The organism is Brachybacterium sp. HMSC06H03 (assembly GCF_001807385.1).
In the GTDB taxonomy this organism is placed as follows: domain Bacteria; phylum Actinomycetota; class Actinomycetes; order Actinomycetales; family Dermabacteraceae; genus Brachybacterium; species Brachybacterium conglomeratum.
Window position 1 is genome coordinate 1 of the sequence record NZ_KV788640.1, and the last position, 14,677, is coordinate 14,677.

Here is a 14,677-nt window from a genome sequence, read left to right on the forward strand (position 1 = left end):
CGCTCGTCGGCGGACGCGGCGGCCGCGGCGGCGCCGGTCGCTCCGGCGGCGGTGCCCCAGACGAGTGCCTCGGGGACCTCGTCCCAGGCGGAGGCGCTGTCGTCGGGATCGGGCTGCGTCGCGGCGGTCCTCGCCGACTCCTCGGGTGCCTGATCCTCGTCGGGGACCACCTGGTGCAGCTGGGTGGGCTCGCCCTCGTCGAGGTCGTCGTCCTCATCGGGCTGCAGGGTGCCGGCCTCGTAGGCCTGCTTCGCCCACTGGTTCGTGGCCAGGATCCACTGGCGCGCGACCTCGGGGGCCGAGGGGTTCATGACGATCAGCCGATGCAGCTGTGGGTGCTTCTCGGTGAGCTCGAGGAGGCGTTCCGGACTGGTGCCCGGATCGGCCGCCTCCTCCGCCGTCGAACGGTGCTCTGCCACCGTGCTCTCCCTTCCTTACGGGGTCACGGCAGGGCGCTCGCGGCTCGCGGGGGCGGCCTGCCGATCCATGAGAATGGCACACCGGTGCGCTCCGAGGCACTGCGAGGCGGCCCCGCGCAGCGGTGACCTACGGGTCGCAGAGCTCTCGCACCACGCTCGTCGAAGGGCCCGGGGTGTGCTCTGACCTGCGGTGACCCTGCGCCTTGGCCGCTCCAGGCGCCGCAGAGCAGGCATGTGACGGGGGTCTCGGCGTGGAGGCGGCAGAAGGGGCGCGGGCGCCGTCGGCCCGCCGGCAGGGTCGGGCGCGGTCAGTCCGCGGTGATCACCGGCAGCGCGGTGGTGGTCGTCATCGGCTCGCCGTGGGCGTCCAGCGGACGCACCTTCAGCCAGTAGACGCCGTGCCCGCCGAGGGTGAGGGTGAGGGTGCCGGACTCGTCCACCGCCGGGAACTCGTGCCCGCCGAAGAGGTCCCGGACGGTGCGCCGGTCCATCCCGGTCATCTCGAGCCTCGCGGTGACCGGCTGGGAGGACAGGTTGAACACGCACAGCAGCGTCTCGGCGTGCGCCTCCGCGTCCTCGCCGTGCTCGGCGCCGTCGTAGGTGCGGGTGAAGGCGAGCACCCGCTCGGAGTCCGCAGGGATGTTCCGGTACGCGCCGAGCCCGAAGGCGTCGTGCTCCTTGCGCACCGCGAGCATCCACCGCACGAAGTGCAGCAGGGAGCCGGAGTGCGCCATGTGCGCCTCGACGTTGGTGGTCGAGTAGTGGTAGACGAGCGACTGGATCACCGGCAGGTAGAGCTTGCCCGGGTCGGTGATCTCACTGAACCCGGCGTTGCGGTCCGGGGTCCACTGCATCGGGGTGCGCACCGCGTCGCGGTCCTCGAGCCAGATGTTGTCGCCCATCGCGATCTCGTCCCCGTAGTAGAGGAACGGGGAGCCGGGCAGGGACAGCAGCAGGGCGTGGATCAGCTCGAGCTCGGAGCGGGAGTTGTCCAGCAGCGGCGCCAGTCGCCGACGGATGCCGACGTTCGCGCGCATCCGCGTATCGGGCGCGTACCAGCCGAGCATCGCCGAGCGGTCCTCGCCGGAGACCATCTCGAGGGTCAGCTCGTCGTGGTTGCGCAGGAAGGTGCCCCACTGGGCGCCGGCGGGGATCTCGGGGGTGTCCTCGAGGATGTCGATGATGTGCCGGGCGCTGCCCTCGCGCAGCGCGTAGAACAGCCGCGGCATCACCGGGAAGTGGAAGCACATGTGGCACTCGGGCCGCTCAGGGGTGCCGAAGTACTCCACCACGTCGGCCGGCCACTGGTTCGCCTCGGCGATGATCACGCGGCCCGGCCAGCTCTCGTCCACGAACTCCCGCAGCTCGGCGAGGAACTCGTGGGTGGCCGGCAGGTTCTCCCCGTCGGTGCCCTCCTCCTCGAAGAGGTATGGGATCGCGTCGGCGCGGAACCCGTCGATGCCCTTGTCCAGCCAGAAGCGCACCACCTCGAACATCGCCTCGCGCACCGCGGGGTTCTCGAAGTTCAGGTCCGGCTGGTGGGAGAAGAAGCGGTGCCAGAAGAACTGCCGACGCACCGGGTCGAAGGACCAGTTGCTCTCCTCGGTGTCCACGAAGATGATGCGCGCGTCCTGGTACTTCTCGTCCGTGTCGGACCAGACGTAGAAGTCCCCGTACGGGCCCTCGGGGTCGGAGCGGGACTCGAGGAACCAGGGGTGCTTGTCGGAGGTGTGGTTCATCGGCAGGTCGATGATCACGCGGATCCCGCGCCGGTGCGCCTCGGAGACCAGTCGCTCGAAGTCGGTGATCGAGCCGAACTCCGGCAGCACCTGCTCGTAGTCGGAGATGTCGTAGCCGCCGTCCCGCAGCGGGGAGGCGAAGAAGGGCGGCAGCCACAGGCAGTCGATGCCGAGCCACTGCAGGTAGTCCAGGCGCTCGATGAGGCCGGTGAAGTCACCGGTCCCGTCGCCGTTGCCGTCGGCGAAGGCGCGCACCAGCACCTCGTAGAACACGGCCTTGCGGTACCAGTGCGGGTCGTAGTCGACCCCCGGGCCCTGCGGGGAGAACTGGGCGGGGTTCAGGGGCATCGGGACCTCCACGGCGGCTGGGACGGCGGACGCGATGTCCCCACAGTAGTGTCCGCCGCGGCGGCGCGGACACCTTCGGCGGCCGACGGACCGTGCGGTCTCCTCCCGTCCCGTCGGGCGCGAGGCTGTGGGGCTCGCCCCGCGGCGGGACCGGCGCGCTCTCGGCCCAGGCCCGGTCCCAGCCCGACCTCAGTCCTGTATCCGCCAGTCCACGGGGCCGGCGCCCTGCGCCTCGAGCAGCGCGTTCACCCGCGAGAAGGGACGGGAGCCGAAGAAGCCACGAGAGGCCGACAGGGGGCTCGGGTGCGGGCTCGCCACATGCGGCACCTCGCCCAGCAGCGGGATCAGCGACTGCGCGTCACGGCCCCAGAGGATCGCCGCGAGCGGCCCGCCGCGGGCCACCAGGGCGCGGATCGCGTGCTCGGTGATCTCCTCCCAGCCTCGACGTCGGTGGGAGGCCGGGGCGCCGGGCGCGACGGTGAGGACCCGGTTCAGCAGCAGCACCCCCTGGTCCTGCCAGGAGGAGAGGTCGCCGTGCGCGGCGGGGGCGATGCCGAGATCGCTCTCGAGCTCCTTGTAGATGTTGGTCAGGGAGCGGGGGAGCGGGCGCACGTGCCGCTCCACCGCGAAGGACAGACCGATCGGGTGCCCCGGGGTGGGATACGGGTCCTGGCCGACGATCAGCACCCGCACCTCGGACATCGGCCGGGTGAAGGCGCGCAGCACCGCCTCGCCGGCCGGCAGGTAGCCGCGGCCCGCGCGGACCTCCTCGCGCAGGAAGCCGCCGATCTCGTGGAGGCGGTCCTCGACGGGGCGGAGGGTCTCGGCCCAGTCGGGGGCGATGATCTCGGTCAGGGGAGCAGCCATGGAGGCAGTCAACCATCCGCGGGCGGCGCCGACGGGGCGCGTCGGCCCCTCCCGGCGAGGCATCCCTCACGACCTGCGCAGGGCGGCGGCGTGGCAGCGCGGGGGAGCGGGCGCGGTTGCGTAGCCTCGGACCATGCCCTCCGCCTCCGACGAGCCCGCCCGCGCCGACGTGCGCCCCACCGACGCCCCGTCGTCGGAGCGCATGTCGTCCGAGCGCGTGCCGTCCGAGGGCGCGCAGCCGGGGCCGCAGGGGGCGCTCACCGAGCGGGACCGGCGGATCCTCGCGCTCGAGGGACGCACCTTCCGCTACGTCGGCGCGAAGGAGCGGGCGATCCGCGAGGAGATCGGGCTGTCGAAGGTCGCCTACTACGTGCGGCTGAACGCCCTGCTCGACGAGCCGGCGGCGCTGCGCGCGGCCCCCGCCGTCGTCAACCGGCTCCGCGCCCGGCGCACCTCCGAGGAACGCGGCGCCTCCCTCGGCGGCGACCATCGCGTGGCCTGAGCCATCCGTCTCCGGGGCGTGTGCTCCACCCCCGATCCGGGTCGACCATGTTAAATGGGTCCGTGGCTGATTCCCAGTATCCCTACCCGCCGGACCGATTCGACGACGAGGCGGACGCCGTCACCTTCCACGGCGCCCACCGCGCCGAGCTCCCCTTCTGGCGGGAGAACCTGCTGTACATCATCATCATCGGCGCGGCCGTGGTGCTGCTGGTGGTGCTGCTCTTCGTGATCGGCGGCATGGGCGGCGGCGACGACGGCGCCGAGGGCCCGGCCTCCAGCTCCGAGAGCGCCTCGAGCGAGGCCGCCCCCGAGGAGAGCCCCTCGGAGGAGCCCGCCCCGGAGCCCGACCTCTCCGTGCCCGTCCAGGTGATCAACGCCGGCAGCATCAACGGCCTCGCCGGCACCTGGCAGGGGGAGCTCCAGGGCGAGGGCTGGGAGGACGTCAGCGTCGCCACCGCCGACAGCCCCCAGCAGGAGCCCGTCGTGTTCTACCGCGACGAGGCCGACGCGGACACCGCCCAGGCGCTCGCCGAGCAGGTCGGCGCCGGCGAGGCCCGCCAGAGCGACGAGTACGACTCGCCCCTGACCTTCATCGCGGTCACCGAGCCCGGTGACGGCGGCGACGAGGGCGACAGCGGCGACGGCGACCAAGGTGATCAGGGCGGCGAGGGCGAGGGCTGACCCCTCCCCAGCCGCCCCTGCTGCCCCCGCGACGCGCCGCTCCTCCTCCGGGAGGGGCGGCGCGTCGGTGTGTGCGGGCCGTGTGGACCGGACGGGGTGCGCGCCCGTCGGTGCCGTTCGACGAGGGTGACCCCCGACGACGTCCGGGCCGGACGACGGGGCCGTGTCCGCTCCTCGCGGAGAGTTAGCACTCTCAGGGGCAGAGTGCTTATGATGATCTGGCACTCGGTGCACGGGAGTGACAGCCTCGCGCACATCGCCTCCGCGCACCGGGACCTGAACATTCCGGCCCCGTGAGGGCGTCGGCGCCGTGGGACATGAACACGGAGTCGGCTCCCGTCCGTCGCGGGCACTGGGCCGGGTGGACATCACAGACACGGGAGAGATTCCACAATGGCCAAGCTCATCTCTTACGACGAGGAGGCCCGGCGCGGCCTCGAGCGGGGAATGAACCAGCTCGCCGACGCCGTCAAGGTCACCCTCGGCCCCAAGGGTCGCAACGTCGTGCTCGAGAAGTCCTGGGGCGCCCCCACCATCACCAACGACGGCGTGTCGATCGCCAAGGAGATCGAGCTCGACGATCCCTACGAGAAGATCGGCGCCGAGCTGGTGAAGGAGGTCGCCAAGAAGACCGACGACATCGCCGGCGACGGCACCACCACCGCCACCGTCCTCGCCCAGGCCCTGGTCAAGGAGGGCCTGCGCAACGTCGCCGCGGGCGCCAACCCGATCGCGCTCAAGCGCGGCATCGACCAGGCCGTGGCCGCGGTCTCCGAGACCCTGCTCAAGCAGGCCAAGGAGATCGAGACCAAGGAGCAGATCGCCTCCACCGCCGCCATCTCCGCGGCCGACCCGGCCATCGGCGAGCTCATCGCCGAGGCCCTCGACAAGGTCGGCAAGGAGGGCGTGATCACGGTCGAGGAGTCCAACACCATGGGCCTCGAGCTGGAGCTCACCGAGGGCATGCGCTTCGACAAGGGCTTCATCTCGCCGTACTTCGTCACCGACGCCGAGCGCCAGGAGACCGTGCTCGAGGATCCCTACATCCTCCTGCTCTCCTCCAAGGTGTCCTCCGTCAAGGACCTGCTGCCGCTGCTGGAGAAGGTCATCCAGGCCGGCAAGCCGCTGGCGATCATCGCCGAGGACGTCGAGGGCGAGGCCCTCGCGGTGCTCGTGGTGAACAAGCTCAAGGGCTCCTTCAAGTCCGTGGCCGTCAAGGCCCCCGGCTTCGGCGACCGCCGCAAGGCGATGCTGGAGGACATGGCCATCCTCACCGGCGGCCAGGTCATCGCCGAGGAGGTCGGCCTCAAGCTGGAGACCGCCGGTCTCGAGCAGCTCGGCCAGGCGCGCAAGATCGTCGTCACCAAGGACGAGACCACCATCGTCGAGGGCACCGGCGACGCCGACCGCATCGCCGGCCGCGTCTCCCAGATCCGCGCCGAGATCGAGAACTCCGACTCGGACTACGACCGCGAGAAGCTCCAGGAGCGCCTCGCGAAGCTGGCCGGCGGCGTCGCCGTCATCAAGGCCGGCGCCGCGACCGAGGTCGAGCTCAAGGAGCGCAAGCACCGCATCGAGGATGCCGTGCGCAATGCCAAGGCCGCCGTGGACGAGGGCGTCGTCGCCGGTGGTGGCGTCGCTCTGCTGCAGGCCGGTGCGGACACCTTCGGCAAGCTCGCCCTCGAGGGCGATGAGGCCACCGGTGGCAACATCGTCAAGGTCGCCATCGAGGCACCGCTCAAGCAGATCGCGGTCAACGCCGGTCTCGAGGGCGGCGTCGTGGCGGAGAAGGTCAAGGGCCTGCCCGTCGGCCAGGGCCTGAACGCGGCCACCGGCGAGTACGAGGACCTGGTCTCGGCCGGGATCATCGACCCCGTCAAGGTGACCCGCTCCGCGCTGCAGAACGCCGCGTCCATCGCGGGCCTGTTCCTCACCACCGAGGCCGTCGTGGCCGACAAGCCGGAGCCCGAGGCCCCGGCCGCCGGCGGCGACATGGGCGGCATGGGGGGCATGGGCGGCATGATGTGATCTGCTGATCACCTGCCGCTCCACCCGAGCGCTCGATGAGCCCCGATCCTCTGACGAGGGTCGGGGCTCGTTGCTGTCCGGACCCGGGGCGCCGTGCACGACACAATGACGCCATGACCTATGAGCTGCAGGACTCGATCCACGTCGACGCCGACCCGGAGGAGGTGCACGCGCTGCTCAGCGACGTCACCCGGACGGGGGAGTGGAGCCGGCAGTGCCACCGCTGCGAGTGGGAGGACGAGCGGCGCGGCGTCGGCGCCCGGTTCATCGGCCACAACCGCACCCCGGTGCGGGAGTGGGAGACCGTCTCCGAGGTGATCGCGGACGTGCCCGGGGAGCACTTCGCCTGGTCCGTGGGTCCGGGCCGTGCCGAATGGGGCTACCGGATGCGGCCGGCGGACGGCGGCGGGACCGAGCTGACCGAGTACACCCGCACCACCGCGCGCCTCGAGGAGGTGTTCCTCGAGCGCTATGGCGACCGGGCGGAGGAGGAGATCGCGATTCGCCACGAGGCGGCACGGGAGGGCATCCCCGCCACCCTCGCCGCGATTCGCGAGGCGCTCACCGCCCGCTGACCACGCGGGAAACCTCCGGCAAGGACCGGCGGTCCGCCGCGTTCGCGGTCAGGATGGGCGGCGTACCCCGTCGAGGACGCCGCTGTGCGACTCCTCGACGCCTTGAGGAGGAGGAACGCATGAGGTCGAGGACGACCCCGAGACCGCCGACGCCACGCCCGGTGCGGCGCACACTGCTGACAGGGATCCCGCTGCTGGGCGCCGGAGCGCTCGCGCTCGGCGGCTGCGCACCGGACGACGCCGGCGCCGCCACCGACGTCGAGAACATCCTGACGGTCTCCCTGAACCAGACCGAGACGCACCCCAGCTATCTCGCGCTGACGGCCTTCGGCGAGAAGCTCGCCGAGGCGACCGAGGGCCGGTGGGGAGCCCGCGTCTACGCCAACGAGGCGCTCGGCGCGCAGCAGGAGGTGGTCCAGCTCGTCTCCGACGGCAGCGTCGACATGGCCGTGATCTCCGCGCCGCAGGTCGAGAACCTCTCCATGGCGTTCCGGCCCCTGAACCTGCCCGGTGCCTTCGTGGACATCGAGCACCAGACCGCCGTGCTCAAGGACGACTCGATCGTGGGCGAGCTGTTCTCCTCCCTCGAGGACGAGCGCCGCCTGCGGGTGCTCGGCGGCTTCACCCAGGGCTCCCGCCACGTCTACACCGACCGCGGCCCGATCGAGGGGCCCGAGGACCTCGCCGGGCTCAAGATCCGTGTTCAGGAGTCCGACGTGTTCATGGAGCTGACCCGTGCGCTCGGCGCCTCGCCCACCCCGATGGCCTACGGCGAGGTGTACACCGCCCTGCAGGCCGGGGTGCTCAACGGCGCCGAGAACAACGAGGTCAGCTACGTGACCCAGCGCCACTACGAGATCGCCCCGCACTTCACCCTCACCAACCACCTCGTCGGCCTGGACTACGTCATGGCCAACGTGGACCGGATCGAGGAGATGGACGAGGCCGACCGGACCGCGTTCACCGAGTCCTTCACCGCCGCGCAGGAGGAGTTCGTGACGCTGTGGGCGCAGGAGACCGAGGCCAGCATCCAGGCGATGGAGGAGGCCGGCGTGGAGATCACCGAGCCCGATCCCGAGGCGTTCACCCCGGCGATCGAGGAGGTGGGGCGCTCCTTCCTGGACAGCCCCGAGGACGAGGACCTGTACGAGCGCGTCCGCGCGCTCGCCGACGAGATGGGGGTGGAGCGATGAGTGCGCCGCGCAGGAGGACCGTCCAGGGCTTGACCTGGATCAGCATCGCCCTGTTCGTGGTGCTGGTGCTCGTGGTGTTCTGGCAGGTGTTCACCCGCCAGGTGCTGCAGTCGCCCAGCGGCTGGACCACCACCGTCTCCCAGTACCTCTTCATCTGGCTGGTGCTGTTCTCCGTCGCGATGGTGTTCGGGGAGCGGGGCCATGTGGCGGTGGACTTCTTCGCCCGCCTGATGCCCCGTTCCGCGCAGCGCATCACGTCCGTGCTCGTCGAGCTCTCCGTCCTCGCCTTCGCGCTGCTGGGCCTGGTCTGGGGTGGGATCCGCGGCATGTCGATCTCCTTCGACCAGGCGATCCCGGGCATGCCGGTGACCGTGGGACAGATGTACCTGGCCCTGCCGATCGCAGGCGTGCTCATCGCCCTGTTCGCCCTCGAGGACCTCGTGCGCGCCGCGCGCGGCGACGACATGCTCGCCGGTCACGACGCCCAGACCGAGGCCGCTCTCGACGCCGCCGGTGCCGACGGGACAGCAGCGGCCGACGGACCGGCAGGAGCCGATGTGACCGCTCCGCCGGCCGCGTCGACCTCTCCGGCCTCGCCCGCCACCCCGACCGAGCAGAAGGAGGCCTGAGCCGTGGATCCCGCAACTCTCGCCGGAGTCATCCTCATCGCCGGAGTCGTCGTGCTCATCGGCGTCGGCGCCCCGATCGCGATCGCGATCGGCCTCCCCTCGATCGTGGCGCTCGCCGCCGTGGTCGGCACCGAGCAGGCCGTGTTCGTCGCCTCCCAGCGCATGTTCACCGGAGCCAGCTCGTTCACGCTGCTGGCGATTCCGTTCTTCGTGCTCGCCGGGTCGCTGATGAACACCGGCGGCATCGCCGAACGCCTCATCGACGCCGCCAAGGTGCTGGTGGGCCGGATGCCCGGCTCCCTCGCCCAGACCAACGTCGTCGCCAATGCGCTGTTCGGCTCCGTCTCCGGCGCGGCCGTCGCGTCGGCCGCGGCGATGGGCTCGACCCTCGGCCCGCGCATGAAGCGCGAGGGCTACGACCCCTCGGTCTCCGCGGCCGTCAACGCGGCCTCCGCCCCGGCCGGCATGATGATCCCGCCGTCGAACACCCTGATCGTGTACTCGCTGGTCTCCTCGACCTCCGTGGCCACGCTGTTCGTCGCGGGCTACGGCCCGGGCGTCGTGTGGGTGCTCGCCTGTCTCGTGGTCGTCGCGATCCTCTCCCGCACCCGCCCCGGCATGAGCGCCCGCGGCGAGAAGGTCCCCGTCGGCCTCGCGATCACCACACTGCTGAAGGCCGTGCCCGCGATCCTCATGATCGTGATCGTGATCGGCGGCCTGCTGGCCGGCTTCTTCACCGCGACCGAGTCCGCGGTGATCGCCGTGGCCTACTCGTTCATCCTCGGACTCGTCTACCGACAGCTCACCCTGAAGAACCTCCCCACCGTGATCGCGGGCGCCGCCCGCACCACGGCGGTCGTGATGCTGCTGGTGGCGGTCTCCTCGGCGCTGAGCTGGGTGCTGTCCTACGCGATGATCCCGCAGTCGATCTTCTCCGCGCTGCTGGGACTGGCGGACTCCAAGACGGTGATCCTGCTGCTGATGATGCTGATCCTGCTGATCGTGGGTGCCTTCATGGACCCCACGCCGGCGATCCTGATCTTCACGCCGATCTTCCTGCCGATCGCGATGGAGCTCGGGGTGGACCCGATCCACTTCGGCCTCATGATCACCTTCAACCTCTCGCTGGGCACGATCACCCCGCCGGTGGGGAACATCCTGTTCATCGCCGCGAAGGTCGGCGGCGTGAGGGTCGAGCCGGTGATCCGGCAGATGCTGCCCTTCTTCGCGGCGCTGCTGATCGGCCTGCTGCTGGTGGTGTTCGTCCCGCAGATCACGATGCTGCTGCCGGACCTGCTGGGCATGAGCAGCGCGGCGGAGTAGTCCCCGCCGTCGCCGTCGCGGACCCCGTCGTCCGATCCTCGTGGGAGGGTCGGGCGGCGGGGTCCTCGCCGTCCGGGTCCTCCCTCATGGGCCTCGCGGTCGGGGTCTCGCAGTCCGGGCCCGCCGCCGGCCCGGTCGTCCTCGAGGGTCAGCCGGCGCACTGTCGGCCCGGGCGTGGTCGGCCGGTGGCGCAGGGCGTGCCACTACGGCGTATATGGCGTAGTGGCACGCCCTGCGCCATGACCTGACCATGCCCGGGCCGCGAGAGGGCGGGGAAGGGCTGCGTGGGGTGGAGTAGCGCCCCGAAGGGGTGGGGAAGGGCTGCGTGGGGCGGGGCAGCGCCCCGAGGGGGTGGGGTAGGGCCGCGAGGGGTGGGAGAGGAGCACGAGGAGGTGCGGCGGGGCCGGCGAGGAGGGGCGGCCGGCCCGCGGGCGCTCAGACGAGGAAGATCGGGATCGCGCCCGGATGACGGGCGTGCACGATCGCGAGGAAGACGACCACGTCGAACAGCAGGTGACAGCTCGTCCCAGGTGCCCACGAAGTTCACGCCCGCGAAGAAGCGGGCCACCTCCCCGCCGTCGGCCAGGTGCGGCCAGTTGCGGTACACCTCCGAGGTGATGAAATAGAACGGCAGGATCAGCCAGCCCAGGAAGGGCACGGCCACGATGTAGCCCTTCTCGAGGCGGGTCCACGGCTCGCCCGTGCGCAGCGGGAATCGGATCGCGCGCCGGCGCAGCAGCAGGCGATCCATCAACACCGGCACCAGCACCGCCAGCAGCAGCACGGCGCCGATGATGAGGAAGCGGTCCCAGTCCACCGAGGTGACGACCGAGGTGGTCGAGACGATCGTGATCCCGATCCCGACCAGCGCGAGGTCCTTCGCGAGCTGCCGGGAGACGAGCACTGCGCCGAGCAGGCTGAGGGCCAGCAGCAGGTGGCCTCAGCCGGCCAGCTGCAGGGCGAACAGCAGGAACGCGGAGACGGAGACCCCGACCGCCGGCAGCAGCGCGAGGCGCGAGGCGGGGGAGTGCTCCGCGGGGTCCGCGGGGGCGGCGGCCGACGGCGTCGTCATGGCCTCAGCATGGCAGGTGCGACACCGCGACGGGACACGCCCTGCCGCGTCGGTTCGCGCCCGTCGTGCGCGAGGATGGAGCGATGGCACCCACCGACGCGCAGCCGACCGCCCTGTCGGTCCTCACCCAGAACATCCGGTACCACGACGAGAGCACCCTCCCCGGGCAGGCCGACCACTGGCCCGAGCGGGCCCCGGTGCTCGCCCGGCTCCTCGATGAGGCCGACGCGGACGTCGTCGGCCTGCAGGAGGTTCTCGCCTCCCAGATCCCCGTGATCGACGAGGTGCTCGCCGCCACCCACCTGCGCCTCGGCATCGGCCGGGAGGGCGGCGGACGCGGGGAGCACAACCTCCTGCTGCTGCGCCGGGACCGGTTCGAGCTGCTGGACTGGGACCAGCTGTGGCTCTCCGAGGAGCCCGACCGGATCGGGTCGACGGGCTGGGACGCGATGTGCCCCCGGATCGCGGTGTGGGCGCGGGTGCGGGACCGGGAGAGCGGGGGCGAGCTGGTGGCCGCGGTGACGCACCTGGACCACGAGGGACACGAGGCGAGGGCGAAGGGCGCGGGACTGCTCGCCCAGCACGTGCGCGAGGCGGCCGACGGGGTGCCCGTGGTGCTGTTGGGCGACTTCAACGCGGCAGGCGGCGACAGCATCCCGTGGCGGGTGCTGCGCGACGCCGGCTTCCAGGACGCCCACGACGTCGCCGCCGCGCAGGCGGGGGAGGACATCGGCACCTTCCCCGACTACGGCACCCCGGAGGTGGGCGGTGTCCGGATCGACTGGATCCTCGTCCGCGACCTCGTCGTCGAGGAGTACGCGGCCCGGGTGCCGCTGCACGACGGCCGCGCGGCGAGCGACCACGCGACGGTCACCGCACGGGTGCGGCCGACGGGGCGCTGACGCGCCGCCCGACCCGCCTCACATGTCACGGGCCGAGGTGAGCAGCTGCGTCCCGCCCACGCACACGGCGGTCAGCTCGAGCAGGTCGCCCGCGTCGGAGACGTCCGGTCCCTTCTCCTGCGCGAGCGCGGGCGAGGCGTCGACCCAGCCGCCCGGGCAGTCCTGGACCTCGCCCTCGAGGGTGGGGACGAGCGCGTCGAGCACCTCGTCCTCGGAGACCGGCTCCGGCGCGCCCGCCCCGCCGTGGTCGGAGGCGCCGGCCGCCGCCGTGGCGGAGAGGAGCTCGTCGACCTGCGCGGGCTCCAGCTCGATCACCGACTGCCACCAGTAGTCGTCCTGGGCCGGGAACGGCACCCTCTCGTAGGGGTCGGTGAACCGGCCCTCGGCGATCGTCACCGCGCCCACGCCCTCGAGCATGGGGAAGTGCTCCTCGACGAGCTCGGAGGAGTGCCCGACGAGATCGGGCCGGAAGTACCGCTCGGAGGCCTCGTCCCGCACCCAGTCGGGCTCGTCCCGGTCGGTGCCGCCGGTCAACGGGCCGCAGCCGCCGAGCAGCGCCGCGGCGAGGAGCGCGCCGGTCAGCGCCCGGGCGGTCGTGCGCCGGGCGGTGCCTCTCGGCGAGGCTCGGCGTGCCCGCGCACTGCGGCCCGACGGATCGTGCGTCGGTCTCTCGTCGTCCATGGCTCCCCCTTCGTCCCCGGCGCCATGTCTACCAGGTGCCGGGGCCCCGGGCCGCAGCGCCGGGGGCAGGGGAGCGGCGGTCTCAGAGCCCCCAGGCCTCGGCGAGCAGCTCGAGGCTCTTCAGCCGGTCCGCGGGATCGAAGTGGTAGGCGGTGAGGATCAGCTCGTCGGCCTTCGTCGCGGCGACGATCTCCTCGAGCTGGGAAACGACCGTGGCGGGGGAGCCGACGGCCTTGATCGACAGGGTCTGGTCCACCTTCTGCAGGAGGTGCTCCGGGGCGACCTCGGTGATGTCCCGCGGCGGCTGGATCTTCTGCCGCTGCCCGGTGACGACGCCGAGGAACATCTGCTGCAGGGTCGTGAACTGGCGCTGCGCCTCCTCATCGGTCTCGGCGACCACGAGGTTCACGCCCACCATCGTGCGGGGCTGCTCGATCTGCGCGGAGGCGGCGTCGGGGTCGAAGTGGGCGCGGTAGGTCTCCAGCGCGTGCAGGTACTGGAAGGGCGCGAAGTGGGAGGCGACCGAGAAGGGCATGCCCAGCTGCGCGGCCAGGCGCGCACCGTTCGCCGTCGAGCCGAGGATCCACATCGGCACCTCGGTGCCGCGGGCGACCTCCGCGGTGATCGGCAGCCCGCCGGAGGTGGGCGCCTCCCGGGACCAGTCCCTCATCTGCTCGACCGCGGCGATGAACGCACCGGGCTCGGCGGAGGTGCGGGCCAGCAGCTGCGCGGTGAGCTGGTCGGTGCCGGGCGCGCGGCCGAGCCCGAGGTCGATCCGGTCGCCGTGGAACTGCACGAGGGTGCCGAACTGCTCGATCACCGCGAGCGGCGAGTGGTTCGGGAGCATGATCCCGCCGGAGCCGACGCGGATCCGCTTCGTCATCGAGGCGGCGCGGTCGATCAGCAGCGAGGTCGCCGAGGAGGCGAGGGAGTCGGTGTTGTGGTGCTCGGCGAACCAGTACCGCTCGTAGCCGAGCCGGTCCGCGGCCTGCGCGCCCTCCATCGAGGCCGCGATGGCGTCGCGGGTGCTCTGGCCGTCGGAGATGGAGACGAGATCGAGGATCGACAGGGGCACGTGAGGAGCGTTCATACTGCTCAGGCTATCGACGCGGGTGCCAGGCGGGGAGAGCGCGGGGTGAGAGGTTCTCGACCCCGTCAGCGGGAAGCTTCCGCACCCCGGATGCGTTCCCGGCGACATGAGGATCTCCCTGCTCGACCGCTCCCGCACGCGCGCCGGCCGCGACGAACAGGCCGCCCTCGCCGACAGCGTCGAGCGGGCAGTCGCCGCCGAGCAGCTCGGATACCACCGCTTCTGGGTCGCCGAGCACCACACCGTGCCGGGCATCGCCAGCGGCGCCCCGGCCGTGCTGCTCGCAGCGATCGGGCAGCGCACCGAGCGGATCCGGCTCGGCTCCGGCGGGGTCATGCTCCCGAACCACCGCCCTCTCGTCGTCGCCGAGCAGTTCCTGATGCTCGAAGCGCTCACCCCGGGACGCATCGACCTCGGGCTCGGCCGGTCCCTCGGCTTCACCGCCCCGGTCCGCGAGGCGCTGGGGCGCACCGAGGCGAGCACGGAGGACTTCGCGGCGGAGGTGGGGCAGGTGCGCGACCTGCTCGAGGGCACCGCGCCGCTCACCGCCCGGCCCGTCGCGACCGAGCCGCCGCCGATGCACCTGCTCGCCACCGGCGCCGGGCTCGGCATCGCCGCCCGGCTCG

At 72.0% G+C, this 14,677-nt stretch carries 15 protein-coding genes and 1 pseudogene; 9 read left to right on the forward strand and 7 right to left on the reverse strand.

Annotation, left to right across the window (positions count from 1 at the left end):
- The 3 genes and pseudogenes from HMPREF3159_RS17295 to HMPREF3159_RS00695 form a co-directional block, all read right to left on the reverse strand.
- Positions 1-419 (reverse strand): annotated as a pseudogene (locus tag HMPREF3159_RS17295) (hypothetical protein); the annotation flags it as partial.
- 308 nt (positions 420-727) lie between these two features.
- Positions 728-2,506: a maltose alpha-D-glucosyltransferase gene (gene treS, locus HMPREF3159_RS00690; RefSeq protein WP_070499098.1), complete on the reverse strand. Its 1,779-nt coding sequence runs from the start codon at positions 2,504-2,506 to the stop codon at positions 728-730.
- Between the two features lie 189 nt (positions 2,507-2,695).
- Entirely contained in the window at positions 2,696-3,373 is a 678-nt protein-coding gene (locus HMPREF3159_RS00695; protein ID WP_070499099.1) for a uracil-DNA glycosylase, read from the reverse strand.
- Positions 3,374-3,506: 133 nt separating this feature from the next.
- Here HMPREF3159_RS00695 and HMPREF3159_RS00700 point away from each other — a divergent pair, with 133 nt between their 5' ends.
- The 7 genes from HMPREF3159_RS00700 to HMPREF3159_RS00730 all read left to right on the forward strand — a co-directional run bounded on the left by HMPREF3159_RS00700 (position 3,507) and on the right by HMPREF3159_RS00730 (position 10,306).
- Positions 3,507-3,875 (forward strand): DUF3263 domain-containing protein, encoded by a 369-nt coding sequence (locus HMPREF3159_RS00700; RefSeq protein WP_070499100.1) that lies wholly within the window; start codon positions 3,507-3,509, stop codon positions 3,873-3,875.
- Between the two features lie 62 nt (positions 3,876-3,937).
- Positions 3,938-4,558, forward strand: coding sequence for a LytR C-terminal domain-containing protein (locus HMPREF3159_RS00705; RefSeq protein ID WP_070499101.1), 621 nt, complete (start codon positions 3,938-3,940; stop codon positions 4,556-4,558).
- A gap of 393 nt (positions 4,559-4,951) precedes the next feature.
- Positions 4,952-6,586: a chaperonin GroEL gene (groL, locus tag HMPREF3159_RS00710; RefSeq protein WP_070499102.1), complete on the forward strand. Its 1,635-nt coding sequence runs from the start codon at positions 4,952-4,954 to the stop codon at positions 6,584-6,586.
- Positions 6,587-6,699: 113 nt separating this feature from the next.
- Complete coding sequence (locus tag HMPREF3159_RS00715) at positions 6,700-7,161, forward strand: SRPBCC family protein (RefSeq protein WP_070499103.1); 462 nt, start codon at positions 6,700-6,702, stop codon at positions 7,159-7,161.
- 119 nt (positions 7,162-7,280) lie between these two features.
- Positions 7,281-8,354 carry a TRAP transporter substrate-binding protein gene (locus HMPREF3159_RS00720; protein WP_070499104.1) on the forward strand — a complete coding sequence of 358 codons (1,074 nt, stop codon included), beginning with the start codon at positions 7,281-7,283 and terminating at the stop codon, positions 8,352-8,354.
- 29 nt (positions 8,355-8,383) lie between these two features.
- A complete protein-coding gene (locus HMPREF3159_RS00725) occupies positions 8,384-8,983 on the forward strand; it encodes a TRAP transporter small permease (protein ID WP_246821389.1) in 600 nt (199 codons plus the stop codon).
- A gap of 3 nt (positions 8,984-8,986) precedes the next feature.
- Complete coding sequence (locus HMPREF3159_RS00730; RefSeq protein ID WP_070499105.1) at positions 8,987-10,306, forward strand: TRAP transporter large permease; 1,320 nt, start codon at positions 8,987-8,989, stop codon at positions 10,304-10,306.
- A gap of 148 nt (positions 10,307-10,454) precedes the next feature.
- Here HMPREF3159_RS00730 and HMPREF3159_RS17745 read toward each other — a convergent pair whose 3' ends face one another.
- A complete protein-coding gene (locus HMPREF3159_RS17745) occupies positions 10,455-11,210 on the reverse strand; it encodes a hypothetical protein (protein WP_246821392.1) in 756 nt (251 codons plus the stop codon).
- Positions 11,211-11,246: 36 nt separating this feature from the next.
- Positions 11,247-11,378, reverse strand: a complete 132-nt coding sequence (locus tag HMPREF3159_RS18025) for a hypothetical protein (protein ID WP_256374500.1) — start codon at positions 11,376-11,378, stop codon at positions 11,247-11,249.
- An 83-nt stretch (positions 11,379-11,461) separates the two neighbouring features.
- Here HMPREF3159_RS18025 and HMPREF3159_RS00740 point away from each other — a divergent pair, with 83 nt between their 5' ends.
- Positions 11,462-12,280, forward strand: a complete 819-nt coding sequence (locus HMPREF3159_RS00740) for an endonuclease/exonuclease/phosphatase family protein (RefSeq protein ID WP_070499106.1) — start codon at positions 11,462-11,464, stop codon at positions 12,278-12,280.
- Between the two features lie 18 nt (positions 12,281-12,298).
- Here the strand turns inward: HMPREF3159_RS00740 and HMPREF3159_RS00745 are convergent, their stop codons facing one another.
- Both HMPREF3159_RS00745 and HMPREF3159_RS00750 read right to left on the reverse strand, forming a co-directional pair.
- A complete protein-coding gene (locus tag HMPREF3159_RS00745; RefSeq protein WP_070499107.1) occupies positions 12,299-12,961 on the reverse strand; it encodes a hypothetical protein in 663 nt (220 codons plus the stop codon).
- Between the two features lie 82 nt (positions 12,962-13,043).
- Positions 13,044-14,051 (reverse strand): LLM class flavin-dependent oxidoreductase, encoded by a 1,008-nt coding sequence (locus tag HMPREF3159_RS00750; protein WP_070499108.1) that lies wholly within the window; start codon positions 14,049-14,051, stop codon positions 13,044-13,046.
- Between the two features lie 106 nt (positions 14,052-14,157).
- Between HMPREF3159_RS00750 and HMPREF3159_RS00755 the strand changes: the two genes are divergently transcribed.
- Positions 14,158-14,677: MsnO8 family LLM class oxidoreductase (locus HMPREF3159_RS00755; RefSeq protein WP_141748007.1), on the forward strand; the 520-nt coding region annotated here is incomplete at its 3' end.

Bases quoted from the DNA above. Each gene is read 5' to 3' on its own strand.
- treS (WP_070499098.1), bottom strand. From the start codon at position 2,506: ATGCCCCTGAACCCCGCCCAGTTCTCCCCGCAGGGCCCGGGGGTCGAC.
- HMPREF3159_RS00695 (WP_070499099.1), bottom strand. From the start codon at position 3,373: ATGGCTGCTCCCCTGACCGAGATCATCGCCCCCGACTGGGCCGAGACC.
- HMPREF3159_RS00700 (WP_070499100.1), top strand. From the start codon at position 3,507: ATGCCCTCCGCCTCCGACGAGCCCGCCCGCGCCGACGTGCGCCCCACC.
- groL (WP_070499102.1), top strand. From the start codon at position 4,952: ATGGCCAAGCTCATCTCTTACGACGAGGAGGCCCGGCGCGGCCTCGAG.
- HMPREF3159_RS00715 (WP_070499103.1), top strand. From the start codon at position 6,700: ATGACCTATGAGCTGCAGGACTCGATCCACGTCGACGCCGACCCGGAG.
- HMPREF3159_RS00720 (WP_070499104.1), top strand. From the start codon at position 7,281: ATGAGGTCGAGGACGACCCCGAGACCGCCGACGCCACGCCCGGTGCGG.
- HMPREF3159_RS18025 (WP_256374500.1), bottom strand. From the start codon at position 11,378: ATGACGACGCCGTCGGCCGCCGCCCCCGCGGACCCCGCGGAGCACTCC.
- HMPREF3159_RS00740 (WP_070499106.1), top strand. From the start codon at position 11,462: ATGGCACCCACCGACGCGCAGCCGACCGCCCTGTCGGTCCTCACCCAG.
- HMPREF3159_RS00745 (WP_070499107.1), bottom strand. From the start codon at position 12,961: ATGGACGACGAGAGACCGACGCACGATCCGTCGGGCCGCAGTGCGCGG.
- HMPREF3159_RS00750 (WP_070499108.1), bottom strand. From the start codon at position 14,051: ATGAACGCTCCTCACGTGCCCCTGTCGATCCTCGATCTCGTCTCCATC.